The 25,970-nt window shown below is 71.9% G+C and carries 26 protein-coding genes; 10 read left to right on the forward strand and 16 right to left on the reverse strand.

Annotation, left to right across the window (positions count from 1 at the left end):
* Positions 1-50: 50 nt before the first annotated feature.
* On the reverse strand, positions 51-899 hold the full coding sequence (locus FXF51_RS48510; RefSeq protein WP_187414988.1) for a glycosyltransferase family 2 protein: 849 nt from the start codon (positions 897-899) through the stop codon (positions 51-53).
* A 117-nt stretch (positions 900-1,016) separates the two neighbouring features.
* Between FXF51_RS48510 and FXF51_RS48515 the strand changes: the two genes are divergently transcribed.
* From FXF51_RS48515 to aspS, 5 genes are all read left to right on the forward strand, one after another.
* Entirely contained in the window at positions 1,017-1,646 is a 630-nt protein-coding gene (locus tag FXF51_RS48515; RefSeq protein ID WP_148441599.1) for a TetR/AcrR family transcriptional regulator, read from the forward strand.
* Positions 1,643-2,992 (forward strand): carotenoid oxygenase family protein, encoded by a 1,350-nt coding sequence (locus FXF51_RS48520; RefSeq protein WP_148441600.1) that lies wholly within the window; start codon positions 1,643-1,645, stop codon positions 2,990-2,992. Before FXF51_RS48515 ends, FXF51_RS48520 begins: the two co-directional genes overlap by 4 nt.
* 165 nt (positions 2,993-3,157) lie before the next feature.
* Positions 3,158-3,814 (forward strand): (d)CMP kinase, encoded by a 657-nt coding sequence (cmk, locus tag FXF51_RS48525; protein ID WP_148441601.1) that lies wholly within the window; start codon positions 3,158-3,160, stop codon positions 3,812-3,814.
* A 38-nt stretch (positions 3,815-3,852) separates the two neighbouring features.
* Positions 3,853-5,247, forward strand: coding sequence for a ribosome biogenesis GTPase Der (gene der, locus FXF51_RS48530; RefSeq protein ID WP_148441602.1), 1,395 nt, complete (start codon positions 3,853-3,855; stop codon positions 5,245-5,247).
* Between the two features lie 271 nt (positions 5,248-5,518).
* Positions 5,519-6,781, forward strand: coding sequence for an aspartate--tRNA(Asn) ligase (aspS, locus tag FXF51_RS48535; protein WP_148441603.1), 1,263 nt, complete (start codon positions 5,519-5,521; stop codon positions 6,779-6,781).
* A 107-nt stretch (positions 6,782-6,888) separates the two neighbouring features.
* Here the strand turns inward: aspS and FXF51_RS48540 are convergent, their stop codons facing one another.
* From FXF51_RS48540 to FXF51_RS48550, 3 genes are read right to left on the reverse strand one after another with little or no spacing between them, the layout of a single operon-like run.
* Positions 6,889-8,403 carry an MFS transporter gene (locus FXF51_RS48540; RefSeq protein ID WP_148441604.1) on the reverse strand — a complete coding sequence of 505 codons (1,515 nt, stop codon included), beginning with the start codon at positions 8,401-8,403 and terminating at the stop codon, positions 6,889-6,891.
* Between the two features lie 35 nt (positions 8,404-8,438).
* Complete coding sequence (locus FXF51_RS48545; RefSeq protein WP_148441605.1) at positions 8,439-9,089, reverse strand: LppX_LprAFG lipoprotein; 651 nt, start codon at positions 9,087-9,089, stop codon at positions 8,439-8,441.
* A 59-nt stretch (positions 9,090-9,148) separates the two neighbouring features.
* Complete coding sequence (locus tag FXF51_RS48550; RefSeq protein ID WP_148441606.1) at positions 9,149-9,607, reverse strand: MarR family winged helix-turn-helix transcriptional regulator; 459 nt, start codon at positions 9,605-9,607, stop codon at positions 9,149-9,151.
* 34 nt (positions 9,608-9,641) lie between these two features.
* Between FXF51_RS48550 and FXF51_RS48555 the strand changes: the two genes are divergently transcribed.
* Entirely contained in the window at positions 9,642-10,574 is a 933-nt protein-coding gene (locus FXF51_RS48555) for a cation diffusion facilitator family transporter (RefSeq protein WP_148441607.1), read from the forward strand.
* Positions 10,575-10,590: 16 nt separating this feature from the next.
* Here FXF51_RS48555 and FXF51_RS48560 read toward each other — a convergent pair whose 3' ends face one another.
* From FXF51_RS48560 to FXF51_RS48610, 11 genes are all read right to left on the reverse strand, one after another.
* On the reverse strand, positions 10,591-11,187 hold the full coding sequence (locus FXF51_RS48560) for a 4'-phosphopantetheinyl transferase family protein (protein ID WP_148441608.1): 597 nt from the start codon (positions 11,185-11,187) through the stop codon (positions 10,591-10,593).
* A gap of 17 nt (positions 11,188-11,204) precedes the next feature.
* Entirely contained in the window at positions 11,205-11,930 is a 726-nt protein-coding gene (locus FXF51_RS48565) for a hypothetical protein (RefSeq protein ID WP_148441609.1), read from the reverse strand.
* A complete protein-coding gene (locus FXF51_RS48570) occupies positions 11,927-13,246 on the reverse strand; it encodes an MCE family protein (protein ID WP_148441610.1) in 1,320 nt (439 codons plus the stop codon). Before FXF51_RS48570 ends, FXF51_RS48565 begins: the two co-directional genes overlap by 4 nt.
* Positions 13,243-14,241 carry an MCE family protein gene (locus tag FXF51_RS48575; protein WP_148441611.1) on the reverse strand — a complete coding sequence of 333 codons (999 nt, stop codon included), beginning with the start codon at positions 14,239-14,241 and terminating at the stop codon, positions 13,243-13,245. Before FXF51_RS48575 ends, FXF51_RS48570 begins: the two co-directional genes overlap by 4 nt.
* Positions 14,238-15,263: an MCE family protein gene (locus tag FXF51_RS48580; protein ID WP_148441612.1), complete on the reverse strand. Its 1,026-nt coding sequence runs from the start codon at positions 15,261-15,263 to the stop codon at positions 14,238-14,240. Before FXF51_RS48580 ends, FXF51_RS48575 begins: the two co-directional genes overlap by 4 nt.
* Positions 15,260-16,279 carry an MlaD family protein gene (locus tag FXF51_RS48585; RefSeq protein ID WP_148441613.1) on the reverse strand — a complete coding sequence of 340 codons (1,020 nt, stop codon included), beginning with the start codon at positions 16,277-16,279 and terminating at the stop codon, positions 15,260-15,262. The genes FXF51_RS48580 and FXF51_RS48585 overlap by 4 nt, the downstream gene beginning before the upstream one ends.
* On the reverse strand, positions 16,276-17,319 hold the full coding sequence (locus FXF51_RS48590) for an MCE family protein (RefSeq protein ID WP_148441614.1): 1,044 nt from the start codon (positions 17,317-17,319) through the stop codon (positions 16,276-16,278). The genes FXF51_RS48585 and FXF51_RS48590 overlap by 4 nt, the downstream gene beginning before the upstream one ends.
* 3 nt (positions 17,320-17,322) lie before the next feature.
* The gene (locus FXF51_RS48595) at positions 17,323-18,336 is read right to left on the reverse strand and encodes an MCE family protein (protein WP_148441615.1); all 1,014 of its coding nucleotides are present in this window, start codon (positions 18,334-18,336) and stop codon (positions 17,323-17,325) included.
* 4 nt (positions 18,337-18,340) lie between these two features.
* On the reverse strand, positions 18,341-19,195 hold the full coding sequence (locus FXF51_RS48600) for an ABC transporter permease (RefSeq protein ID WP_148441616.1): 855 nt from the start codon (positions 19,193-19,195) through the stop codon (positions 18,341-18,343).
* A complete protein-coding gene (locus tag FXF51_RS48605) occupies positions 19,195-19,986 on the reverse strand; it encodes an MlaE family ABC transporter permease (protein WP_148441617.1) in 792 nt (263 codons plus the stop codon). Before FXF51_RS48605 ends, FXF51_RS48600 begins: the two co-directional genes overlap by 1 nt.
* A gap of 136 nt (positions 19,987-20,122) precedes the next feature.
* The gene (locus FXF51_RS48610; protein ID WP_148441618.1) at positions 20,123-21,514 is read right to left on the reverse strand and encodes an aminopeptidase P family protein; all 1,392 of its coding nucleotides are present in this window, start codon (positions 21,512-21,514) and stop codon (positions 20,123-20,125) included.
* A gap of 138 nt (positions 21,515-21,652) precedes the next feature.
* On the opposite strand from FXF51_RS48610, the gene FXF51_RS48615 reads away from it, so the two are divergent.
* Genes FXF51_RS48615 through FXF51_RS48630 form a run of 4 tightly spaced genes read left to right on the forward strand, consistent with a single transcriptional unit; the run spans position 21,653 to position 25,467 of the window.
* Positions 21,653-22,081, forward strand: a complete 429-nt coding sequence (locus FXF51_RS48615; protein ID WP_148441619.1) for a CBS domain-containing protein — start codon at positions 21,653-21,655, stop codon at positions 22,079-22,081.
* Positions 22,082-22,102: 21 nt separating this feature from the next.
* On the forward strand, positions 22,103-22,771 hold the full coding sequence (locus FXF51_RS48620; RefSeq protein WP_148441620.1) for a hypothetical protein: 669 nt from the start codon (positions 22,103-22,105) through the stop codon (positions 22,769-22,771).
* A 60-nt stretch (positions 22,772-22,831) separates the two neighbouring features.
* A complete protein-coding gene (locus tag FXF51_RS48625) occupies positions 22,832-23,605 on the forward strand; it encodes a cyclase family protein (protein ID WP_148441621.1) in 774 nt (257 codons plus the stop codon).
* Positions 23,602-25,467: a thiamine pyrophosphate-binding protein gene (locus FXF51_RS48630; RefSeq protein WP_148441622.1), complete on the forward strand. Its 1,866-nt coding sequence runs from the start codon at positions 23,602-23,604 to the stop codon at positions 25,465-25,467. Before FXF51_RS48625 ends, FXF51_RS48630 begins: the two co-directional genes overlap by 4 nt.
* 65 nt (positions 25,468-25,532) lie before the next feature.
* On the opposite strand, the gene FXF51_RS48635 is transcribed toward FXF51_RS48630, so the two are convergent.
* Positions 25,533-25,970, reverse strand: a 438-nt coding sequence (locus FXF51_RS48635) for a PTS-dependent dihydroxyacetone kinase phosphotransferase subunit DhaM (RefSeq protein ID WP_262380349.1), incomplete at its 5' end; no start/stop codon positions are given.

Here is a 25,970-nt window from a genome sequence, read left to right on the forward strand (position 1 = left end):
GCTCACGCCCGCTTCAGTCATGGGCCCGCTCCCATGCGCTCACGCCCGCGTCAGTCATCGGCCCGCTCCAGCGTGCGCCGCGCCCGTTCCACGGAGGTCGGCAGCTCGCGCCGTTCGGCCAGCGCCCGGGGCAGCCTGCGCATCGCCGTGCGCAGCCCCTCCCGCCCCGCCGAGCCGCCGCGCAGCGCCTGGAACGTGCGGCGGGCCACCACCCGCCACGGCCGGCGCAGCACGGCGGTGAGCACGGCGTTGCGCGCGGCCAGCACCTGCCTGCCGCGCGGGTCCCGGGCGGGCGAGGGGTGGTGGTGCGCGACCACGTCGTCCACGTACGCCAGCCCCCACCCCTTGGCGGCCAGGTCCACGGCCAGCCGCTCCTCCTCGCCGAAGAAGAAGATCACGTCGTCGAACCCTCCCGCGTCGAGGAAGGCCTCCTTGCGCACCACCACCCCGCACGCCAGGAACCCCAGCACGCTCGGCCCCGGCAGGTCGGGCTCGACGCCGAGCGGGGAGTCGCGCATCTGCTCCGACACGGTGTCCAGCCGCTCCTCGGGCCCCACCAGCACGCGCGCGCCCACGACGGCGAGGCGTGGGTGGGCGTCCAGGACGTCGGCGGCCCGTTCCAGCGCGCCGGGCGCCCACCAGGAGTCGTCGTCGGCGAAGGCCACGTAGGCGGTCTCGGCCATCTGGACGCCGATGTTGCGGGCGGGGGCGCCGAGGTTCCTTCCCACCTCGACCACGTGCACGTCGGGGAAGTGGCGGCGGACGAAGGTGACGGTGCCGTCGGTGGAGCCGTTGTCGACGAGGATCACCGGGCGCGGGTGCAGGGGGAGCGTGCGGGTCAGGGACCGCAGCCGGTCCTTGCTCGCCACGACCACCGTGACGCGGGCTCCATGCTTCACACGGTGTCACTAACCGGAGCGGACGGCCTTACTCCTCCGCAGATCCGTTGACGGGCGCGAGGGCGGGGCGTATGAAGGGGGTAACAGTGTTACCGACAAGAAACGGCGTTACCCAGCATGACGGTTTCCGTGTACCGGCAGGCCCAGCGCGAGGGGCAGAGCGTCGTCAGGGCGGCCGTCCTCGACGCGGCCAAGCGGCTGCTCGTCACCGAGGGGCCGGCGGCGCTGACCGTGCGCCGGATCTCGGGCGAGGTTGGCTGCTCGACCAAGGTCATCTACACGCTCTTCGGCGGCAAGGACGGGCTGGGCGAGGCGCTCTGGCTGGAGGGGTTCGCGCGGTTCGAGCGGTGGCTGCTGGCGGTGCCGCCGCACGACGATCCGTTCGAACGGCTGCACCGGGGGCTCATGGCCTACCGCGAGTACGCGCTGAGCGAGCCCGACTACTACCGGGTCATGTTCCAGGGCGCGCTGCCCGGGCTGTGCCCGCGTCCGGAGGCGATGGAGGCGGCCAAGCGCACGTTCGAGCTGCTGGTGCGCGGGGTGGCGGACTGCCTGGACGCCGGGCTGCTGCGCGGAGCCGAGGCGCGGGAGATCGCCGACGTGTTGTGGATGGCCGTCCACGGTGCCGTAAGTCTGGAAATTTCGGGGTTTTTCGATCGGGACGCGGCCGAGCGGCGTTACCGGCTCCTGTGCACCTCGGTGCTCACGCCGTTCCTGGACCGCGACGAGGGAAGGGACATGTCATGACCACTCCGTTCAAGGATGGTTTCGCCCCGGTCAACGAGGAGATCACCGCCTTCGACCTCGACGTCACCGGCCGCATCCCGGCCGAGCTCAACGGCCGCTACCTGCGTAACGGCCCCAACCCGCTCAGCCTCGACGACCCCAGTGCGGGCCACCTGTTCTTCGGCGAGGGCATGGTGCACGGCGTGCGGCTGCGCGACGGCCGCGCCGAGTGGTACCGCAACCGGTGGGTGCGCAATGCCCGCCTCGCCGAGCGGCTCGGCGAGCAGGCCAGGCCGGGGCCCGTGCACGCCGGGCTCGACTTCGCGGCCAACACCCACGTCATCGGGCTGGGCGGGCGCACGTTCGCCACCGTGGAGGCGGGGGCGCTGCCGTACGAGCTGGGGTACGAGCTCGACACCATCGGCGCGTGCGACTTCGACGGCGGCCTGCCGGGCGGGTTCGCCGCGCACACCCACCTCGACCCGGTCACCGGCGAGCTGCACGCGCTGGCGTACTTCTTCGGCTGGGACCACCACCAGCACCTCGTGCTCGACCCCAAGGGCGTGGTCCAGCGGGTCACGGACATCCCGGTCGCCGACAAGCCGATGGTGCACGACTTCGCGATCACCGAGCGGTTCGTGGTGATCTACGACCTGCCGGTCACGTTCAGCATGGCCCACGCCGAGCGGGGCGACCGCCTGCCGTACGCGTGGAACGACGACCACCCCGCGCGCATCGGGCTCATGTCGCGCGAGACCGGCGACCTGCGGTGGGTGGACGCGCCGCCGTGCTGGGTCTTCCACACGCTCAACGCCTACGACGACGGCGACGAGGTGGTCGTGGACGTCGTCACCTACCCCAAGGGGTTCGTGGACGCGCGGCTCGACCTGGGCGGCCGGCCCGCGCTCGACCGGTGGCGGATCAACCTCACGACCGGCAGGGTCGGGCAGGCGCGGCTCGACGACCGCGCCCAGGAGTTCCCGCGCATGGACGAGCGGCGCACCGGCCGTCCCTACCGCTACGGCTACACCTCCGCCACCCGCGAGCTGATCGACGTGGTGGGCGGCGAGCTGGAGGACCTGCCGGACGGCGCGTTCGACAACACGCTCATCAAGCACGACCTTCGGCGGGGCACGCAGGAGACGCGGCAGCTCGGGCGCGGCGCGTACGTGGGCGAGCCGGTCTTCGTCGGCGCGGGCGAGGCCGAGGACGACGGGTACGTGATGACGTTCGTCAACAACCCGGCGAGGGGTGCCGCCGACCTGGTCATCCTGTCCGCGCAGGACTTCACCGGCCAGCCGGTCGCCACCGTGCACCTGCCCGCCCGGGTGCCGCTCGGCTTCCACGGGAGCTGGCTAGCCGACTGACGGTCACCCGCTGCGCTCGCGACCATGCCGTGGGAGCCGGCTAGGCGACGGAGGTGCCCGCGAGCATGCCATGGGAGCCGTGAGGTGCTCGTGACCATGCCGTAGGAGCGTCCCGGAGACGGTAGCCTCTTCAAGTTGGACCTAACACGTGAAGAGGGAGAGGCCGTGACCGGTCTGGTCGTCGCCATGGACGGACCTTCTGGGTCGGGTAAGTCGAGCGTGTCGCGCGGCGCCGCCCGCGCGCTTGGCCTGCGTTACCTCGACACCGGGGCGATGTACCGCGCGATGACCTGGTGGATGCTCCAGCAGGGCGTCGAGCTGACCGACCCGGCCGCCGTCGCGGCCCGCTGCGGCGAGCCCGCCATCGTCTCCGGCACCAACCCTGACGGCCCGACGATCCACGTCGACGGCGTGGACGTCGCGGAGCCGATCAGGCAGGCCGAGGTCACCGGCGCGGTTTCGGCCGTCGCCGCCGTGCCCGAGGTGCGCGCGCGGCTCGTCGCGCTGCAGCGGGAGATCATCGGCGCCGGTGACATCGTGGTCGAGGGCCGCGACATCGGCTCCGTCGTCTGGCCCCAGGCCGCCGCCAAGATCTACCTGACGGCCAGCCCCGAGGCCCGCGCCCGCCGGCGCAGCGCCGAGGTCGCCGGCTCCACGGTGGAGGCGCAGCAGGAGGCCATGGCCAGGCGTGACACCCTGGACTCAACACGTAAGACGGACCCGCTCTCGATGGCGGCTGGCGCCATCGAGCTCGACACCACCGCGCTGACCTTGGACGAGGTCATCGCGGAGGTGCTGAGACTGGTCAAGGAGCGCACCTGACTCATCAGGTGCGGTACTCACATTAAGGACGAGACATCGTGTCAACGGGGGATTGGGTCGAGGCCGACCTCGACGAGCTGGAGATCGACGAGCAGGAGCACCACAGCACGCCGCTGCCGGTCGTCGCGATCGTAGGGCGGCCGAACGTCGGCAAGTCCACGCTGGTCAACCGCATCATCGGCCGCCGCGAGGCGGTCGTCGAGGACGTGCCGGGCGTCACCCGCGACCGCGTCACCTACGACGCCAACTGGCGGGGCCGCCGCTTCACCGTGGTCGACACCGGCGGCTGGGACCCTGACGCCACCGGCATGAACCTGCGCATCGCCGAGCAGGCCCAGGTCGCGGTGGAGCTGGCCGACGTGATCGTGTTCGTCGTGGACGCCACCGTGGGCGCCACCGACGCCGACGAGATCGTGGGCTCCGTGCTGCGGCAGTCCGGCAAGCCGGTCATCCTGGCCGCCAACAAGGTCGACAACCAGCAGCTGGAGCTGGAGGCCGCCGCGTTGTGGGCGCTCGGCCTCGGCGAGCCGTACCCCGTCTCGGCCCTGCACGGCCGTTCCAGCGGCGACCTGCTCGACGTCATGCTCGACGCGCTGCCCGAGACGCCCGAGGTGACGTTCGGCGCCGAGCGCGGGCCCGCCCGCGTCGCGCTGCTCGGCAAGCCCAACGTCGGCAAGTCCTCCCTGCTGAACAAGCTGGCCGGGGAGGAGCGGGTGCTGGTCGACCCGATGGCGGGCACCACCCGCGACCCCGTCGACGAGCTGATCGAGCTCGGCGGGCGCACCTGGCGCTTCATCGACACCGCCGGCATCCGGCGGCGCGACCGCGAGCTGCAGGGCGCCGACTTCTACGCCGCCATGCGCACCCGCGCCGCGCTGGAGCGCACCGAGGTGGCGATCGTGCTGATCGACGCCAGCGAGCCGCTCACCGAGCAGGACCTGCGCATCATCGGCCTGGTCATCGAGTCCGGGCGGGCCATGGTGGTGGCCTTCAACAAGTGGGACCTGGTCGACGAGGACCGGCGCTACTACCTGGAGAAGGAGATCGACCGGCAGCTCGTCCGCACCCCGTGGGCGCTGCGCGTCAACATCTCCGCCAAGACCGGCCGGCACGTCGACCGGCTCGTCCCGGCCCTGGAGAAGGCGCTCGACTCCTGGTCCACGCGGGTGCCGACGGCGCGGCTCAACGCGTTCCTCACCGAGCTGATCCAGCAGACGCCGCCGCCCGTGCGGGGCGGCAAGCAGCCGAAGATCCTCTTCGCCACGCAAGCGTCCGTCGAGCCGCCCAAGTTCGTGCTCTTCACCTCCGGCTGGCTGGAGGACACCTACCGGCGCTTCATCGAGCGGCGCATCCGCGAGGAGTTCGGCTTCGCCGGCTCGCCGATCGAGGTCACGATGAAGATCCGGGAAAAGCGCGCGAAGAAGGACAAGTGACTGGGGTACGATTCAGCGCAACACGCTGACGGAGACGAGTAACCAGCGGGCCGCACGGCCTGAGAGAGCCGCCGGTAGCTGCGAAGGCGGCGCCGTGCCCCGCTGGCGAAGACACTCCCGAGTGCGGGGAGGAAATGCCCCGCCGGTCTGACCCCCGTCATCGGGTCGTGGAGGCCGCCCCCGTCGCGGGGCGGCGAAAGTGCGGTGGCACCGGGAGCTCCCTTCTCCCCCGCACTCCCAAGGGGTCATGCACTTCCTTCCAGGAGTTGTGATGATCTCTCGTGTCATGTCGGCGGAGCTCGCTGAGCACGTCGGCCGACGAGTGACGATCGCCGGTTGGGTCCATCGCCGCCGGCGACTCAAATCCGTTTCCTTCCTCGTCGTCAGGGACCGTACCGGCCTGACGCAGGCGGTCGCCGTCGGCGACCTGCCGCCCGAGGAGAGCGTCGTCCAGGTCAGCGGCACCGTGGCCGCCGGCGCGCAGGCGCCCGGCGGCTACGAGCTGGTCTCGCCCGAGGTGGAGGTCCTCGCCGAGCCCAGCGCGCCGCCGCCGCTCGACCTGTACAGGCCCGTGGTGGGGGCGGCGCTGCCGACCGTGCTCGACCACGCGCCGGTCGCGCTGCGGCACCCGCTGCTGCGCGCCGGGCTGGAGATCTCGGCCGCGAGCGCGGCCGGGTTCCGCGAGACGCTCGACCGGCTCGGCTTCACCGAGATCCACACCCCCAAGATCGTCGAATCGGCCACCGAGTCGGGCGCGAACGTCTTCGGGATCGACTACTTCGGGCGGCCCGCCTACCTCGCCCAGTCGCCGCAGTTCTACAAGCAGGCGCTGGCGGGGGTGTTCGAACGGGTCTACGAGGTGGGGCCCGTCTTCCGCGCGGAACCGCACGACACCGCGCGGCACCTCGCCCAGTACACCAGCCTCGACGCCGAGCTGGGCTTCGTGCGCGACCACCGCGACGTGATGGCCGTGCTGCGCGAGGTCGTCGCGGGCATGCTGGAGTCCGTACGGCGGCGCGCCCCCGCCGCGCTCGGCCTCCTGGACGTCGCCCTGCCCGAGGTGCCCGCCGAGATCCCCGCCATCCACTTCACCGAGGCGCAGCGGCTCACCTCCTCCGGCGAGCCCGACCTGGCGCCCGCGCAGGAACGGTGGCTGTCGGAGTGGGCGCGGCGGGAGCACGGGTGCGAGTTCCTGTTCGTCACCGGGTACCCGATGGCGAAGCGGCCCTTCTACACCCATCCCGACCCGGCGCGGCCCGGCTACTCCAACGGGTTCGACCTGCTGTTCCGCGGGATGGAGCTGGTCACCGGCGGGCAGCGGCTGCATCGGTACGAGGACTACGTGCGGGCGCTGGCCGAGCGGGGGGAGGGGACGGCGGCGTACGAAGGGTATCTGCAGGCCTTCCGGTACGGGATGCCGCCGCACGGTGGGTTCGCGATGGGGCTGGAGCGGTGGACGGCTCGGCTGACGGGGGCGGCCAACGTCCGGGAGACGACCGCGTTCCCGCGCGACCTGCACCGGCTCTCGCCGTGAATGCCCGAGCCGTGAATGCCCGAGCGGTGAATGCCCGTCCCGCGCCGTGACCGTGCGTGCCCGTCCCGCTTCGGCGGGGCGGGCGCGTTCCGCGCCACGCGGGCGTCTCAGCGGCGCGGCATCAGGACGGCGACCATCGCGCCCAGCACGCAGATGAACGCCGTCACCAGGAACATCTCCGTGTACTCCGTGTGCAGGGCCGCCTGCACCTGGGCCGTGTAGTCGGCCAGTTGCCGCTGGTACGTCGCCTGGTCCACGCCGAACGGCAGCGGCGTGTCCAGCTCCGCCGTCAGCGACTGGAACCGGTAGAACCCCCACGCCGACACGGCCGCGATGCCGATCAGCATGCCCATCATCCTGGCCACCACGACCGCCGCCGACGCCACCCCGTGCTGCACCGCCGCACTCACCCGCAGCACCGCCGACGACACCGGCGCGATCACCAGCCCCAGGCCCAGCCCCGCCAGCACCAGGTCCCGGTCCATCACCCAGCCCGACTCGGCCAGGTCCAGCGGCCAGCGGCTCATCAGCCAGTAACCCACGGCCGCCAGCGCCATGCCCGCCACCGCCACGACCCGCTCACCCAGCCTGCGCGCCAGCAGCCCGCCCAGCAGGGCCGCCACCGTCAGCGCCGCCAGGAACCTGGCCAGGACCAGCGACGCGTCCAGCGCCTCCTTGCCCAGCAGGGTCTGCGCGGTGATCTGCACGAACACCATGGTGACCAGGAGCGCGGCGCCGGCCAGGAAGCTGACGCCGAGGGTGGCGAGGAGAGGGCGCTTGCGGGTGGTGGTGAGGTCCAGCAGGCGGACGGGGGAGCGGATCTCCCACCAGACGAACGCCGCCGCCGCCAGGAGGCCGGTCGCGATCACCGATGGGCCCCAGGGCGGGAGGACGGCGGTGGCGGGGTCGGGGTTGTAGAGGCCGATGACCAGGAGGGCCAGGGCCAGGGCGAGCAGGACGCCGCCGACCACGTCCACCCGGTTCGCCGCCGCCCCGCCGGTCGTGACAGCCGCGCCGGCGGGTTTCGTACGGGGCGGGACCGTGAAGTGGACGGCGACGGCGGCCAGCGCGGCCAGCGGCACGTTGATCCAGAAGATGGCGTGCCACTCACCCAGCTCCACTCCCGCGACCACCGCGCTGGGCACCCCAGCCAGTAACCCCCCGTACAACGGCCCGAGCGCGCTGCCCAGCTCCTGCGCCGCCCCCACCGCCCCCAGGGCGACCGGCCGCTCGCGTTCCTCCCACAGGTCCCCGATGAGCGCCATGGTGATCGGCAGCAGCGCACCTCCGGCCACTCCCTGCACGGTACGCCCCGCCACCACCATCACCTCGCCGGACGCCAGCGCGGTCAGCACCGAGCCGAGCGCGAAGGCCGCCAGGCAGGCGTGGATGAGGGGGCGGCGGCCGTACCGGTCGGAGAGCTGGCCGAGCAGGGGCATCGCGGCGACGTACCCGAGCAGGAAGCCGGTGACGATCGGGGTGGCTCGCTCCAGGTGGTTGAGCGGGATGCCGACGTCCTCGGCGACGTCGATCAGGACGGTCACCACGACGTACGCGTCCAGCGCCGCCAGCAGCACCACCGCGCCGCCCGCGCCGAGCACCACCCGCCGGGCGCGCTTCACCGATGGCGCCCGCACGCCGGGAGAACCCACCGGGCTCACTTCCCGGCGGGCGGCGTGATCGTGACGGGCGCGTCGTAGTCGCTGACCGCCACCGTGACCGTGCCGCCCTGCATCGGCAGGCTCGCCTTGGTCAGCCGGCTGGTCGCCTGGTCGATCCAGACCTTGCCGTTCACGTCCTGCGTGACGCCCGGCACGATCGAGGAGACGACGCCGGAGGGGAAGGTGGTGGCGACCCGGTAGGAGCCGTCCTCGACGCCCTCCACCTTGGGGTTGGTGGCCGAGGCGAGCAGGTGGGCGATGCCCTTGGTGGGCTCCAGGATCACCGACGGGTCGTAGAACTGCGCGAGCTGCGCCCGCGTCATCTGCTGGAAGCCGCCCGTCGGCCCCTTGAAGTGCACCGTCTCACCGACCAGCGCGAAGGAGACCTCTTGCAGGGTGCCCAGGAGGTCGATGGTGAGCGTGCCGTCGGCGTCGCCCTCCGCCGTCAACCGGCCGTCGGCCTTCTTGACCGGCACCTGCGGGCTGCCCTCGGTCGTGATCGAGAAGCCGGCCGACTTGACGGTCTTCATCGCCTCGGAGGCCTTCTTCATCAGCTCGGGCCCGGCGGGCAGCTCGGCCCCGCCGCCGCCCGATGAGCACGCGGACGCCAGCGCGAGCGCGGCCACGACGAGGAGTCTTCTGAGCATGACCGGATCGTATCGACCGGCGGTGGAGGCCGCGCGCCGTCGCCGATATCGGTTGGGTGTCAGCGCAGCTTCTTCAGTTGCTCCACCAGGGGCGCGTACGCCTCCTCGATCGCGTCGAGCTGCTCGTCGGTGAGCCGGTCGACGAAGTGCTCGCGGACGCTCGCCACGTGGAACGGCGCAACCCGCTGTATCGTGGCCCACCCCTCGTCGGTCAGCACCGCGAACGTGCCCCTCCGGTCGTCACGGCAGTCCTCCCTGACCACCAGGCCCTTGGCCTCCATGCGGGAGATCTGGTGGGACAACCGGCTGCGCGACTGGATCGTCGCGTCGGCCAGGTCGCTCATCCGCATCCGCCGGCCCTGGCTCTCGGAGAGGTTGACCAGGATCTCGTAGTCGTTCAACGAGAGTGAGTGCTCCTGCAGCTCGCGGTCGAGCCGATGCATGAGCAGCTTGTGCAGCGCCAGGTGCGTACGCCAGGCACGCTGTTCGGCGGGTGAAAGCCAGCGAGGCGCGCTCATGATCTCCAATCTAGCGCACGTACAGTTGAGCGCTATGGGAGAGGGCAAGTCGGGGGACAGCCTGGGCACCGTGCTCGTCGCCGGTGCCGCTAATCTCACCATCGCGCTGGCCAAGCTCATCGCCGGGGTGATCAGCGGTTCGGCGGCCATGCTGTCGGAGTCGGCGCACTCCGCGGCCGACACCGTCACCGAGCTGCTGCTGCTGGTGGCGGTGCGCCGTTCGGGCAAGCCCGCCGACCGGCGGCATCCCTTCGGGCACGGCAAGTCGGGCTTCTTCTGGGCGATGATGGCGGCGGTCGCGACGCTGGTGGGCGGGGCCGGGTTCTCCATCACGCACGGGCTGCACGAGATCAGCCACGGCGAGGAGCTGGGTAACCTGACGCCGTCCTACGTGGTGCTGGCCGTGTCGTTCGTGATCGAGGGCATCTCGTTCTCGAAGGCGTACAGGCAGCTGCGCGGCGCGGCGCGGCGCTACGACGTGAGCCCGTTGCGCCTGGTGCGGCTCACGTCCGACACGGCGTTGAAGGCCGTGCTGTTCGAGGACGCCGCCGCGCTCGTCGGGCTGCTCATCGCCGGGGCGGGGCTGTTCGGGTCGCAGGTGACGGGGTCGGCGCTGTGGGACGGGGCCGCGTCCATCGGGATCGGGCTGCTTCTGCTGGTCGTCGCGCTCATCCTGATCCAGTCGAACCTGTCGCTGCTCATCGGGCAGGCGGCGCCGCAGGCTCTGGAGACCGGGATCCGCGCCGTGCTGATGGCTCAGCCGGAGGTGGAGGACGTGGTCGAGCTGATGACCATGATCATCGGGCCCGGTGAGGTGCTGGTCGCCGCGAAGATCGACTTCCGGGACGAGGCCAGCGCGGCGGGGGTGGAGATCGCCTGCGAGGAGGTGGACCGGCGGCTGCGGGAGCGCTTCTCCGGGGTCAGGCAGGTCTTTCTCGACCCGACCCCGACCCGCCGCCGCTCCTGACCTCCGGCGCCCCCGCTCAGAGGTCCTGGCCGGGGATCGGCACGCGCCGGGCGGGGCTGTCGGTGACGACCGCCACCCTGATGTCCGGCCCCGCGCTCCACTCCAGCAGGTGGCGGCCCGACAGGTCCTCGCCGCCCTCGCTCACCTTGTCCAGCGTCAGCTCTCCGCGCTTGATGAGCGCCTCCTTGCGCGTCCAGTGCCTGATCAGCTCGTCGTTGCCGGTGACCAGCGCCCGCTCGCGCGGGGTGAGCACCCGGTTGGCCAGCACCGTGTCCAGCGGGCCGGGCCGGACGCGCTCGGCGTCCACGCCGACCTTGCCCGGGCCCGCACCCGCGCACACATAGCCGCGCGTGTGGCTGAAGCTGACGCCCAGGTCGGCAGCCTGCTCGAAGTACGGCCTGCCGTGGCCGAAGCCGTGCAGGTCGCAGTACTGCAACAGGGTCAGCTCAGCCGGATCGGCGCCCAGCACCTCGGCGGCGCAGAGCCGGACCAGCAGGTGAGCGGCGACGAAGATGGTGCGGTCGTGCTCGAACTTGAAGCGGGCGGCCCGCTCCCGCTCCACCTCGGTGAGCCATTCGTCGGGGGCACGCACCTCGTCGGGGCGGCCGCCCATCGCTAAAGGGCCGATCGTCAGTCCTTCTTCTTGTCGTCGCCGTTGAGGTTGTACTGGTCCTCCGACGCCGCGCCGAGCACGGTCACGTCATGAATCTTCCAGGTCCCCTTCTCCTTGACAAGACTGATCTTAAGGTGGGAGTCCTTGACCGAGCGGATCGCCTCCGAAGTGTTCACCTGCTGGTCCACCACGACGATGGCGTGGGCGGTGGCCTCGTCCACGTCCGCCAGGTACACCTCGCGGACGGTGGCCTGCGAGGTGGCCTTCAGCTTGACGATGACCTGGGCCATCGCGCCGCCGAACGCGGCGTCGTAGGTGGTCAGGAAGTCGCCCGTGGCCTGGGCGGCGAGGGTGGAGCGGGTGATCTGGAGGTTCTGGTAGTCGTAGCTGAGCAGGGCCCGGCTGAACGCGCTCGCCGCGCCGGACACCTCCAGGCGCAGGGCCCGCTCCGACTCCAGGCCCGCGCGGGCGTCCTCGGCCTGGGCGGCGGAGATCCACTGGAGGACGGCGGTGGCGGTGATGGCGGTCACCAGCATGGCCGCCAGGGCTCCCACGACCTTGGCCCGGGTGAAGCGCCTGCTGGGGGAGTGGGGCTGCTCGGGCTCGGGCTCGGTGGCGGGTTCAGCGGCGGACTCGGTGGCGGCGTCCGGCGCGGGCTGGGCGTCGGACGCGGTCTCCGCGTCGGGTGCCGCGTCCGCCGCCGCGTCGGCGGGTCGGGTGCGGTCCTCCAGGGCGTCGGTCATGATGACTCCTCACGGCGGCGAGCAGCCCGGCCCGCCGCGATCCAGCCCACGATGCCACCGCTCACCACCACGGCGAGGAATATCGCGGCAACCAGCGGGACGATGTTCATCGGGGTTCCTGACGCGGCCCGGGTGCCGGCCGCGCCCGTGGGTGACTCGGTGGTGGTGGCCTCCTGGGACGGCTCCGGAGCAGTGGTGTCCTGCTCGGAGGCGGCGGTCTGGGAGGCGGAAGGAGGGGAGCCAGGGTCGGGGCCGGGGTCGGGGACGGGTTCGCGGTCGGGGCAGGCCCGCACCTTGGGGATGGGCGGGGGCCCGAGGGGACCGGCGTACTCCTCGGCCGGCACCGGCCCGCCCGGGACGCTGAAGATGAACGACGCCTTGCCGTACACGGTCGTGCCGCGCCGGTCGGTGATGTCGCCGGCGAGGGTGAGCGCGGTCGGCACGATGCTGAGCAGGTGGTGCACGTTCCGTTCGGTCTCGGGCGAGAAGATGGGCCGGTGCGGCAGGCCGGCCGCCGTCAGGAGGCAGGAGAAGCCCGGCCTGGACGTGCGGATGGCGGCGTCGAGCTGGGCGAACACGCCCGGCCCCTGGTCGAGGATGGCGTTCAGGTCGGTGCGGGACGCCCGGAGGGTCGCGGTGACGGTGCTCAGGTCGGTGATCCCGGAGGCCAGCTTGCCCCGTTCGCCCGCCAGCGTGTGGGTGAGCCGGGTGAGCTGCACGGACAGGTCGTCGAGCACCTCGGCGTTGTCGGCGAGGGTGCCGGTGACGGCGTGGGCGTCGTCGACGATGCGCCTGATGGCGGGCGCGCGCCCGTCGAGGGCGACGGCCAGCTCGTGCACGATGGTGTCGGCGTCCTCGGGCGGCACCGCGTTGAGCAGCTTGCCGACCCCTTCGAAGAGCTTCTTGTAGTCGAGCGGCACCGTGGTGCTGGCCAGCGGGATCGTGTCGCCGGGAGCGAGGGCAGGCCCGGTGGCGCCGGTGGGCGGCGGGGAGAGCGCCACGTACGGCTCGCCGATGGCCGAGCGGCGCCGCACCTCGGCGGTGACGTTCTTCGGCAGCCGGATCTCCCTCTCGATGTCCAGGCCCACGACGATCTTCCCTGGCGCCAGCCGCACCTCGCCGATCCTGCCGACGCGGACCCCCAGGTAGGCCACGTCGAACCCGCGCATCAGGCCAGGGGAGGAGACGAACTCGGCCGACACCCGGTACGGCCGTTCGACCGCGTCCAGCCTGATGATCGTGCTGAACGCCCAGATCGTCATGACGACCCCGAGCAGCACGAAGAAGCCGAGGTTGAGGTAGATGCGGTTCTTCATCGCGGCGGCTCCAGCAGCAGGCTGAAGTCCCCGCCGGGCTCGCGTACGGGGGTGCCGCGCACGTTCGGCAGCAGCCCCTTCAGCCACACGTAGATCAGCACCTGACCGTTCACGGTGATGGGCGGCGTGTCGATGAACGACTGGAGCTCGGCCACCAGCCCCTTCAGGTCCTCGCTGCCCCGCTGCATGGACGTCGAGACGGCCTCCAGCTCGCGCACGAGCGTGCGCAGCCGCTGGGCGTGGCGCGGGTAGACGGTGAGGTTGGCCTGCTCGGCCAGCCGGGTGAGCGCCACGATCGTCTTCTTGACGTGGCGGCGGCCGTGCGCGAGCCGGCCGGTGGCGGCGGCGAGCGTGCCCGGCAGCCGGTCCAGCTCGGCGCTGCCCTCGGCCAGGTCGTCGCCGAGCCGGGCCAGGGCCTCGATGGAGGTGCCGAGGTCGCGGCGGGCGGCGGCGTAGGCGTCGGTGACCTGCGCGGTCTGCTTGATCAGCCGGTTGACCTCCTCGCCCTGCCCGGCGAAGGCGGTGGAGGCGGCGTCGAGGATGGCGTTGACGTCCTGGGCGCCGAGCGCCTCGATGAGCGGCCCGGCCTTGGCGGTGACCTGCTCGATGTCCGGTTCGACCGACGTCTCGGCGATGGTGGCGCCGTCCTTGACGTACGGGCCTGTGGCCAGGTTCTTGCCGGTGGGCGGGGTGAGGCGCACGTAGTTCTCGCCCAGCACGGACGTCTTGGCGATGGTGGCCGAGCTTCCTTCGGGCACCCGGTGGGCCGACTGGACCGACATGGTCACCCTGGCCCGGTAGCCCTCCAGCCGGATGCCGGTGACCGTGCCCACGCGGACGTCGGCGATCTGCACGCTGTGCCCGGCCACCAGGCTCTGCACGTCGTCGAAGACGGCGTGCAGGGTGAGGTCGCCGCCGGTGGCGCCGAGGGTCTGCAGCGAGCACCCGGCGGTCAGGGCCAGCGCGGCGAGTGCGGCGGCCGGTCGCCCGGTCATCGTGAGCCTCCCCGTTGCTCGAAGGGGCAGTTGCTCAGCCCGGCGGGCAGGCACGGCACCGGGCCCAGGTTCAGCGCGTCGAACAGCGGTGTCAGCCACGCCCTGGTCATCGCGTTCAGCACGACGCGGATCTTCAGCACGTGCTGCTTGCGGTCCCAGGAGTCGATCAGGACGTCGGCGAAGTCGGCCGCGCCCTTGACGGCCCGCGCGGTGGAGGCGCTGTTGGCCCTTACGGTCAGCACCAGCTCGGCCAGCGTGGTGGTGGCCTGGGGCAGCTCCTTCGCGTACTGCTCGATGATCACGTCGCCGCGCCGCACGAACGCGGCCATGGACGTGATGAACCCGCGCAGCCGCTGCCGCTCGTCGGCCAGGATCGCGCTGGCCTCGGAGAAGGCGTCGATGGCGCCGGTGACCTGGCTCTCGCGCCGGTTGAGGCTGGTGGCCAGCTCGTTGAGGCTCTTGGCCAGGCTGATGAGCTGCTGGTCCTGTTTGGCCAGGACGCCGGTGAGCTCGGAGGTGTCGGCGATCGCGTCGTTGATCGTCTCGCCGCGCCCGCGCACCCCGTCGGCCAGGTCGCCCGCCACCTCGCCCAGCTTCTCGTCGTCGAGCGCGTCGGTCAGCTCGGTGAACGCGTCGAGGGCCTCGTCGATCTCCACGGGCAGGTCGGTGCGCTCCAGCGGGATGGTCGCCCCTGACTGGACGCGCTGGTCGCCGGGCTTCCACGGCGGGTGCAGCACGACGTTGCGCTCGCCGAGCGTGTTCTGCGGCGCGATCACGGCCATGACGTCGGACGGCAGCGGCACCTGCCGGTCGATCCGCAGCTCGACCCGTACCTTGTCACCAGATATCTGGATCCGGTCCACGTAGCCGGCGTCGAGGCCCATCACCTTCACCCGCGCCTCCTCGTACAGGGAGGGCGTCTGACTGAAGATCGCGACCAGCAGGTACGGCCCCGCCCCGCCCACCGCGCACCCGGACGCCACGAGCACCCAGACGAGCAACACCGCCGCCAGCCGCCTCATCGCCCGTCCTCCCTGTCCTCGGCGATCGCCGCCAGCACCTCGGGGTTGATCGGCCCCAGACCGGTGGCGATGGCCTCCAGCCACGGCCCCTGCCCGCCCATCGTGGCCAGCCCGGCGAACGTCGGCCCCGCCCAGCCGAGCAGCGAGTTGAGCCGGTCGGTGCTGCCGCTGAGCCGCGTGGTGATGGCCGAGGTGTCGTCGAGCACCTTCACGAGCGTCTTCTCGTGCTCGGTGATCAGCCGGGTGGTGCTCTGCACCAGGTCGCTGCCGTCGCCGAGGATCGTGCGCAGCTCGTTGCGGCGTCTGCGCAGCTCGTTCAGCGTCACCTCGACGGCGTCGAGGAGCCGCCCGAGCTCGGCGTCCTTCTTCTCCAGCACCTCGATGATCCTGGTGCCGTTGTCGAGCAGCCGCTGGAGCTGCGGCTCGCTGTCGCTGATGGTCTCCGACAGGTCGCCGATGTTGTCCAGCAGCCGGGTGACGCGGCCGTGCTTGAAGGTGTCCAGCTTGCCCAGCTCGACGAGCAGGTCGTCCACGGCCTCGGTGTCGAGCCGCTCGACCAGCTTGGTCGCGTCCTTGACGGCGTCGTTGATCAGGGTCGGCACGCCGGTCCGCTCGACCGGGATGCGCCGCTGGGCCTCCGGGAGCTGGTCCAGGTACGGGGCCGCGACGGCGCCGGTGAGCTTGACGTACCGGCCGCCGAGCAGGTTGGACAGGGCGATGTCGGCGCGCGTGGAGCGGCCGAGGCGCACGCCGTCGTCCACCTTCCAGGTGACGACCACCTGGCCCTGGGCGTAGTCGGCGCGCACCTCGGTGACCTTGCCAACCCGCACCCCCGCGACGCGCACGTCGTTGCCGGTGCGCAGCCCGCCGGAGTCCACGAACACGCCGGACACGGTGTAGCCGCCCTCCAGCAGCCCCAGGTTGCCGACGAGGAACGTGGTCACCAGGACCGCGGCCAGCGTGGCCAGCGACGCCAGGCCGACGGCGTGCTTGTTGCGATCGCGGAAGGACTTCACCGGCCCACCAGCAGCTTCCTGAGGTCCTGCTCGCTCTGGATGCGGGTGTTGCGCAGCGGTGGCGGCGTCTGCATCCCGTACGGGCAGGGCGCGGCGCTGAGCGCCAGGCAGGGGACGGCGGTGATGAAGTAGTGGCCCCGGTTGACCGACGAGTACGCGCGCGTGAGCAGCGGCGGGAAGGTGCTGACCACCTTGTCGATCTCGCCCACGTGCCGCCTGATGCCGCCGGTCAGCCCCGACAGGTTGTCCACCAGCCCGCCCAGCTCGTCGGCGTTCTTGCCGAGCACCTCGTTGGAGGTGTGGAAGGTGGCCGACAGCTCCACCAGCGCCTCGTCCACGAGCCGCCGGTTGTCGGCGAACGCCTCCGTCAGGATGACGAGGTTGTCCACGAGCCGCTCGATCTGCGCGTCCCGCTTGGCGACCACCTCGGTGACGGTGGCGTAGTCCTTCAGCAGCTGCTCGATGAGCCGCCTGCGCTCGGTGACGGTGGTGGTGATCGCGTTGACGTTGTCGAGCAGGCGGGGGATGTTCTGGTCGTTGCCCTTGAGCGAGGTGGCGGCGGCCGTCAGGAGCTGGTTGATCTGGTCGGGGTCCAGGCTGCGGGTGAGCGGGCCGAGGTCGCTGATCAGCTCGCCGATGTCCACGACGGAGGAGGTGCGGGTGATGCGCGAGCCGGGCGGCAGCAGGCCGGGCGAGGTGCCGGGCAGCAGGTAGATCACGCGCTGGCCGACGGCGTTGCGCCAGCGGACGGCCGCCTCGGTGTCGGCCGGCACCTTGACCGCCTCCTGCACCTCCATGGTCACCTCCGCCCGCCCGTCCACGACCTCGATCGTGTCCACCTGGCCGACCGGCGCTCCGGCGATCTTCACCTGGTCGCCCTCGGCCAGCCCCGACACGTCGTCGAACACGGCGACCAGCCGGTAGCCCGCGCCGGTGCTGACCCGCGCGATCTGCACGGCGATGAACATGATCAGCGACAGGGTCAGGCCGACGAACAGCACGAACCGCACGAAGGTCCACCGGCGGCGCACGCGTTCCATGCCTCAGCGCCTCCCGTCGGTCGGGCCGCAGGCGCCGACGATCAGCTCGCAGACGTCGGTGGCCACGAACGCCTCCACCTGGAGCTGGCGGCTGTTGCCTGGACCCTGCGCCTCGATCAGCTCGTTGAGCAGGTCCACCAGCGTGGTCAGGCCGCGCACGCCGTCGCCCGCCAGGCCTAACTGGGCGTAGATGAGCGCGGCCACCCGCTCGGCCGAGTGCACGCCGGCCCGCAGGTTCTGCCGGTGCTTGGCCAGGCCGTGCGTGACCTGGCCGGAGATCGAGGTGATCTCCTGCAGCAGCACGCGCACCTTGTCGGCCCGCTCCAGCAGGTCGGGCGTGATGACGTTGACGTCGGAGGAGATGGAGATCAGCTCGTCGCCCTTGTCCGACAGCGCGGTGCCGAGCAGCGCCGCGTCGTGCAGGAACTGCCTGGCCCGCTGCCGGTGCCGGTGCGCCACGCCCACCACGGTGCCCGCGTCGCCGATCAGCTCGCGCAGGTCCGTGCCCTGCCCCTCCAGGCCCTTGGCCAGCGTGTGCACGATGACCGTGACCTCGCGCGGATCGACCGCGTCCAAGCCCTCGTAGGCGTCGCCGAGCGTGTCGGACAGGTCGAGCGGGTCGCGGGTGTCGGTGATGACCGCGCCGGAGGCGAGGTAGGGGCCGGTGGTCTCGCCGGAGCCCGGCTCCAGGGCGACGAACTTGGGGCCGAACACCGACGCGGGCTCCACGGAGGCGACCGTGGTCGCAGGCACCTCGACGGTCACGTGCATGGTGACGACGGCCCGGCCCTGGACGTCCAGCGACAGCGCCGTCACCTCGCCCACCGTGATGCCGCGGATCTTGACGGGGGAGCCGCTGTCGAGGCCCTGCCCGGCCCGGCCGAACACGGCGTCGAGGCGGATGCCGGGGACCAGGGTGGCCGAGCGCACGGCGTACAGGGCGGCGGCGGCGAAGACGGCCACCACGGCCAGCGCGATGCCCAGCCGGGCGGCGAGAGGAAGATCAGCTCGGGCCACCGGCTCACCCCGTCAGCGGTATGTTGCCGCCGCCGCCCCAGAAGAGGTACGACAGCAGCAGGTTGAGCAGCACGATCGTGACGATCGACTGGCGGATGGCCCGGCCCGCCGCCACCCCCACGCCCACCGGGCCGCCCGTGGCGTGGAAGCCGTGGAAGCAGTGGATGACGATGACGGCGAAGGCGAACACCGCGACCTTGGCGACGCTGAACACGATGTCGCTGACCGGCAGGTACAGGTAGAAGTAGTAGTCGTAGACGCCGGGCGCCAGCCCGAACAGCACGGTGCACATCAGCCGCGTGGCGAAGAAGCTGGCGAACAGCGCGATGAGGTAGATCGGCACCAGCGCCAGCAGCGCCGCCACCACCCGGGTGCAGATCAGGTAGGTGAAGGCGTTGATGCCCATCACCTCCAGCGCGTCGATCTCGTCGGAGATCCGCATCGCGCCCAGCTCGGCCGTGAACGACGAGCCGACCTGCGCCGCCAGCGCCGTGGCGGCGATGATCGGGGTGATCTCGCGGACGTTGGCGAAGCTGCCGACCAGCCCCATGAACGACTCCGCGCCGATGGCCTGCAACCCCTGGTAGCCCTGCAGGCCCACGGTCGCGCCGACCACGAACGCCATGGTGAACACCACGAAGATCATGCCGCCGCCGATGACGGTCGCCCCGACGCCCACGACCACGTCGCTGACCTGGCGGACGACGACCTTGACGTACTTCAGCCTGAGCACGACGTCGCGTACGGAGTAGAACAGCACCCGCCACACGAACAGCGGCCAGTCGGCCAGCGAGGCGAACCGCTCGGCCGCGTCCCGCCCCTTGAGGGCGATCCGCAGGCCGGCCGTCCGCGTCACCATCAGAGCGACCTCGGCGGGTAGGCCAGGAAGTACACGGCCGAGATCACGTAGTTGAACGTGAACACCAGCATGAACGTCACCACGGTCGCCTGGTTGACCGCGCGCCCCACCCCGACCGGGCTGGTCGCGCACGTCATGCCCTTCCAGCAGGCCACGCCCGCCGCGATGAACCCGAAGATCCACGCCTTGAACAGCGTCACGTACAGGTCGGAGGCCACGACCAGCGACAGCGCCCCGTCGAAGTACGCGCCCGGAGTGACGCCCTGCACGACCACGTTGAAGAAGTAGCCCCCGGCCGCGCCCGCCACGATGACCAGCGGGCACAGGCACACCGCGATCGTGCTGGCCGCCCACATGCGCGGCGTGACGAGGCGGTGGATCGGGTTGACCGACATGACCTCCATCGCGCTCAGCTCGTCGCGGATGTGACGGGCGCCGATGTCGGAGGTCATCGCGCTGCCGCCGGCCCCGGCGATGAGCAGCGCGCTGGCCAGCGGCGCCACCTCGCGGATCAGGCCGACGAAGACCGCGCTGCCGGTCGCGGAGCCGGCGCCGAGCTGGCGTGCCAGCTCGCCCACCTGCAAGGCCACGGTCGCGCCCAGCGGCAGGGCGACCAGCAGGACGGGCACGCTGGTGACGCGGGCCAGGAACCAGCACTGGTCGACGAACTCCCACCACCAGCGCCTGACGTCCCAGCTCCGGCGCAGGCCCTCCAGCACGATGACGAACAGGTCGCCGACCTGGCCGAGGGCCGAGCCGGCGCGCCGTCCGACGTACCCGGACCAGGCCATCACCACCTCCGCCGCCTACGGATCGCCAACCCTACTGACGGGCTGTCCAGTAGGCCATGGCTACGCGGGAATTTGCGCGAAAGGTATGAGCGCGGGTCCGTGCCTTGTCAGCCGGGTACGAATAGTGGCCGTTCCGTTACAGCAGGGAGCCCATCCAGGACTCGATCTCGTCCGGGTGCCGGGGCAGGGCCGACGACATCAGGGTGGCGCCGGTCGCGGTGACGACCAGGTCGTCCTCGATGCGGATGCCGATGCCGCGCAGCTCCTCCGGCAGCGTCAGGTCGTCCGGCTGCAGGTACAGGCCCGGCTCGACGGTCAGCACGTGCCCCTCCTCCAGGACGCCGTCCAGGTAGACCTCGGAGCGGGACTTCGCGCAGTCGTGCACATCCAGGCCGAGCATGTGGCCGCTGCTGCACAGCGTGTAGCGCCGGTACAGGCCGGTCTCCATCAGCTCGTCGGTGGACTGCTTGAACAGGCCCCAGTCGCGCAGCCCGTCGCAGATGACGCGCATGGCCGCGAGGTGGAAGTCGCGGAAGCGGGCACCCGGCCGCAGGGTGGCGATGGCGGCCGTCTGCGCCTCGTACACCAGCTCGTACGCCTGCCGCTGCACGCTGCTGAACCGGCCCGACATCGGGAAGGTGCGGGTGACGTCGGCGGTGTAGAGCGTGTCGGCCTCGACGCCCGCGTCCATCAGCAGCAGGTCGCCGGCGTGCAGCGCGCCGTCGTTGCGGATCCAGTGCAGCACGCAGGCGTGCGAGCCGGCGGCCACGATGCTGTCGTAGCCCACCGCGTTGCCCTCCAGCCGCGAGCGCAGCCCGAACACGCCCTCCAGGTACCGCTCGCCGCGCGGGTGGCCGAGCGCCCGCGGCAGCGCGCGCACGACGTCCTCGAAGCCGCGCGCGGTCGCGTCCACGGCGCCCTGCAGCTCGCCCAGCTCCCACTCGTCCTTGACCAGCCGCGTCTCCGACAGGAACGACTCCAGCTCCGCGTCGCCGCCGCCCGCCGGGACCTGGGCGTCCACCCGGGCGTCCACCCCGCGCAGCACCCTGGCCGGGCCCGTGAGGTCCAGCTCCCTGATGTGGGCGCACTCGATCTGGTACAGCTCGGCCGCCTCCGCCAGGTCGGGGCGCGGGCCCGCCCAGAACTCGCCGTAGCGGCGGTCGCGGTAGAACTCCTGGCCCTCCTCGCGCGGGGCGCGCGGCCTGACGTACAGGACGGCCTGGCCGGACGGCTCGATCACCAGCACGTCGTCCGACTCGCTCGCGCCCGTCAGGTACGAGTACGCGCTGTGCGGCCTGAACCGGTAGTCGCAGTCGTTGCTGCGGACCTTCAGCGTGCCCGCCGGGATCACCAGCCGCTCGCCGGGGAAGCGCTGCGCCAGCGCGGCCCGCCGCTTGGCCGCCCAGGGCGCGATCGGCCGCGCGCTCACCTCCGCCGCGCCTTGCCGCCCCCAGCCGGTACGCATGAACGCGGCCAGCTCCTCCGTGACGGGCAGATCGTGGCTTCCGGTGTTGAGCGGCTCGGTCATTCGGCAGTCCTTGGGTGATATTTCGGTCTATGTACGGAATTTCGTATGCCAAGCAGCCTACGTGACCCATTGACTCCGTCCCCACGGGCTTGTTTGCCTGGACACAAGCTTGGAAGACTGAGGGCAGAGGTGGTGCACATGCTCATCGGGACGATCCTTCGCGGCAAGGGCAGTGGCGTGACGACCGTGGCGCCTGAGGCCACTGTGCGAGAGCTGCTCGCCCAGCTCGCGGAGCACAATATCGGAGCCGTCGTCGTCTCCACCGACGGCGAGACCATCGAGGGGATCGTCTCCGAGCGCGACGTCGTACGGCGCCTGCACGACCGCGGCGCCTCGATCCTCGACGCCCCGGTCTCCGCGATCATGACGACCGAGGTCACCACGGTCGGCCCCGGCGAGAACGTCGACTCGCTGCGCCGCACCATGACCACGCAGCGCTTCCGGCACATGCCCGTCGTCGAGAACGGCAGGCTCGTCGGCATCGTCAGCATCGGTGACGTCGTCAAGAGCGCGATCGAGGAGCTGGAGACGGAGAAGGCGTCGCTCGTCGACTATCTCCATCGTTGACAGGGATGGCACGCTTGGTCCGTGATGTACGGGCCTCCGCCACCTGACTACCCCCGGTACCCCGAGTACCCGCGCGCGACGAACAGTCCGCCGATCATCGTGCTCGTGTCGGGGCTCGCCGCGCTGCTGGGCTTCCTGCTGGGGGTGCTCGTCGGGTTCGGGGCGGGGACGACGTCGGGGGAGGAGCCGCCCGATCCGAGGGTCACGGTGACGGTCGAGGACACTCCGCCGCCCGCCGAGGAGAGCGTCCCGCCGGGCCAGACCACGCAGCCCCCTCCCGCCCAGACCCAGCCGGGCTCGACGGGGCAGCCGCAGCCAGGTTCGACGGGGCAGCCCCAGCCGGGCACGACGGGGCAGCCGCAGCCGGGCACGACGGGGCAGCCCCAACCGGGCACGACGGGGCAGGGCCAGACGCAGCCCGGTCTGGGGACGACGCCGGGTGCCACCGGGCTCGCCGTCGACATCTCCTCCCTCCTGCGCACGCTCGTCGTCGGCACCGACATCCAGCCCGGCACCTACCGCACGAGCGGCCCCATGTCCGGCTTCCCGATGTGCTACTGGGCCAGGCTGCGCACCCCCACCGGCGGTGTGATCGCCACCGGCATGCCGAACGGCCCGGCCACCGTCACGATCCTGGCCACGGACAAGGCGTTCCAGACGGGCGGCTGCGTCGAGTGGACCAAGGCCTGACCTGTTTGCACTGGTAGGGCCAGCGTAGGAGGATGCGCTCAGCCCACCAAGGAGGAAGACATGTCGGTGTTGCAGAGCTTCGTGGACAGCGTGCGCAGCGGGGCCATCGAGGTGATCGATCTGACCGCGCCTCTCTCGTCGAAGACGCCGATCCTCCAGCTCCCCGAGCCTTTCGGCAACACGATCCCGTTCCGGCTCGAAGAGATCAGCCGGTACGACGACCGCGGCCCGGCCTGGTACTGGAACGACATCCACACCGGTGAGCACACCGGCACCCATTTCGACGCCCCCGTCCACTGGGTCACCGCCCGCGACGGCCAGGACGTCTCCGAGGTGCCCGCGCGCAGCCTGATCGCGCCCGCCGTGGTGCTCGACTTCGCGGCGGAGGCGTCCAAGGACCCCGACTTCCTCCTGCAGATCGACCACGTCAAGGAGTGGGAGCGGGCCAACGGCGCGCTGCCCGACGGCGGCTGGCTGCTCTACCGCACCGGCTGGGACGCCCGCTCCGGCGACCAGGCCGCCTTCCTGAACGCCGACGAGACCGGGCCGCACACCCCCGGCATCTCCGCCGAGTGCGCGCAGTGGCTGGCCGCCGAGACGCCCATCCTCGGCCTCGGCGTCGAGACCGTCGGCACCGACGCGGGCGCCGCCCACTCCTTCGACCCGGCCTTCCCCTGCCACTCCTTCCTCCTGGGCGCAGGCAAGTACGGCCTCACCCAGCTCCGCAACATCGACCGCCTGCCGGTGACCGGCGCCGTCGTGGTCGCCCCGCCGCTGCCCATCGTGGGCGGTTCGGGCAGCCCCGTCCGCGTGCTCGCCCTGGTGGAACGTTGATCGTCGCCGAGGCCGTCGGCCGGGCCCTGGCCGCCTGCGGCGCGGGCGCCGTCTTCGGGGTGGTCGGCAGCGGCAACTTCCACGTCACCAACGCCCTCGTGGCCGGCGGCGCGCGCTTCGTCGCCGCCCGCCACGAGGGCGGCGCCACCACCATGGCCGACGCCTACGCCCGGATGAGCGGGCAGGCCGGCGTGGTGACGGTGCACCAGGGGCCGGGGCTCACGAACGCCATGACCGGGCTCACGGAGGCGGCCAAGAGCCGTACGCCGCTGATCGTGCTCGCGGGGGAGGCCACCGAGGCGCAGTCCAACTTCCACATCGACCAGGCGGCTCTGGCTGTCGCGGTCGGGGCGGTGGCCCTTCGGGTCACCTCGGCGGCCACGGCGGTGGAGCAGGCGGTGGAGGCTTACCGGGTTGCGGTGGGGGAGCGGCGTACGGTGCTGCTGAACCTGCCGCTCGACGTGCAGGCTGCCGTCTACGAGGGGCCTGGGGACGTGGATGCGCTGGTCGCCGGGCTGTTGCCGGTGGTGCCGCCGTCGGGCCTGCCGTCCGCACCTCCCACCACGCCTTCCACGTTTTCTGCGCCGGCCGCCGCGCCCCGCCAGGAGCCGTCCGCTTCGTCTGCCGCGCCTCCTGAGGAGTCGTCCGCGCAGGTCCCTGCCTCCCGCGAGGAGCCGTCCGCCTTCCGCGAGGCGTCCGCGCAGGCCTCCGCCTTCCACGGCGAGCAGGGGCGGATGGGCGCGCCGGCCGGGGCCGAGGTGGCCGTGCCGGCGGGGTCCGAGGTGGCGGCGCTGGCGGCGGCGCTGGAGTCGGCCGAGCGGCCCGTGTTCATCGCCGGACGCGGCGCCAGGCAGGCGCGCCGCGAGCTGGAGGAGCTGGCCGAGCGGACGGGAGCTCTGCTGGCGACGTCCGCGGTGGCCAAGGGCCTCTTCCGGGGCAGCCCGTGGGACCTCGACGTGTCCGGCGGATTCGCCACCCCGCTCACCGCCGAGCTGGTCCGCGAGGCCGACCTGGTCGTCGCCTGGGGCTGCGCGCTGAACATGTGGACCACCCGCCACGGCTCCCTCATCGGACCGGAGGCCAGGGTCGCCAAGGTGGACCTCGACGCCGCGGCGCTCAAGACGCACGTCCCCGCCGACCTGGGCGTGGTGGGCGACGTGGCCGAGGTCGCCCGCGCGGTGACGGCCCAGGTCGCGCAGTCCTCCGGCTGCCGTACGGCGGAGCTGGCCGCGCGCATCGGGGCCGAGGGGCGGTGGCAGGCCGTGCCGTACGAGGACGAGAGCGGCGGCGGCCGGATCGACCCGAGAACGCTCACGATCGGCCTGGACGAGCTCCTGCCGGCTGAGCGGATCGTCTCCCCCGACTCCGGAAATTTCATGGGATATCCGTCGATGTTCCTCGATGTCCCGGACGAGAGCGGGTTCTGCTTCACGCAGGCGTTCCAGTCGGTCGGGCTCGGCCTGGCGACCGCCATCGGCGCCGCCGTGGCCCGCCCCGCCCGCCTCCCGGTGGCCGCGCTCGGCGACGGCGGCGCGCTGATGGGAATTTCCGAGCTGGAGACCGTGGTCAGGCTCGGGCTGCCGATGGTGATCGTCGTGTACGACGACGAGGCGTACGGCGCGGAGGTGCACCACTTCGGCCCGCACGGGCACCCCCTCGGCACCGTCACCTTCCCCCCGGCCGACCTGGCCGCCATCGCCCGCGGTCATGGCCTGGCCGCCGTGACCGTCACCGCGCGGGAGGACCTGGCCGGGGTGGCCGACTGGCTGAACGGGCCACGCGACCGGCCGCTGCTCGTGCACGCCAAGGTGACGGGGGAGCACGGCTCCTGGTGGCTGGAGGAGGCCTTCAAGGGCCACTGATCGAGAGGGGGCCAGACCATCAGAGGCCGCAATTCCCGGCGTTCAGAGGCCGTGGTTACCGGCGTTCAGAGCTTGCGGAAGGCGCGGGCCTCCTCGGCCGCCTCCAGCACGTCGGCGAGCGGCGAGCCCGCGCCCGCCGCCACCGCCGCCGCGATCGCCCCCTCCACGAACGGCACGTCGGCCACCACCACCCGCCCCTCCTCCTCCAGCAACCGGGCGGTCAGCACGGAACTGCCGAGATCAGGGATGATCACCACCCCGGCCCCGCGGTCGACGCCGCGCACGGCCGCCTCGATGAGGTCCAGGCTCGTGCCCAGCCCGCCGTCCGCCGTGCCTCCTGCCGCCGCCACGGGCGCGTCCTCGCCCGCGATGCCCCGCGCCAGCGCCGCCGCCTCGGCCGCCAGGCCCGCACTGTGCGACACCAGCACCACACCCACCATCACGCCGCTCCGCCACCTCCCGCCGTGAACCGCCTGAACCGCCTGAACCGGCCTGAACCGCCG

Source organism: Nonomuraea sp. PA05 (assembly GCF_008086045.1).
Lineage (GTDB): Bacteria > Actinomycetota > Actinomycetes > Streptosporangiales > Streptosporangiaceae > Nonomuraea > Nonomuraea monospora.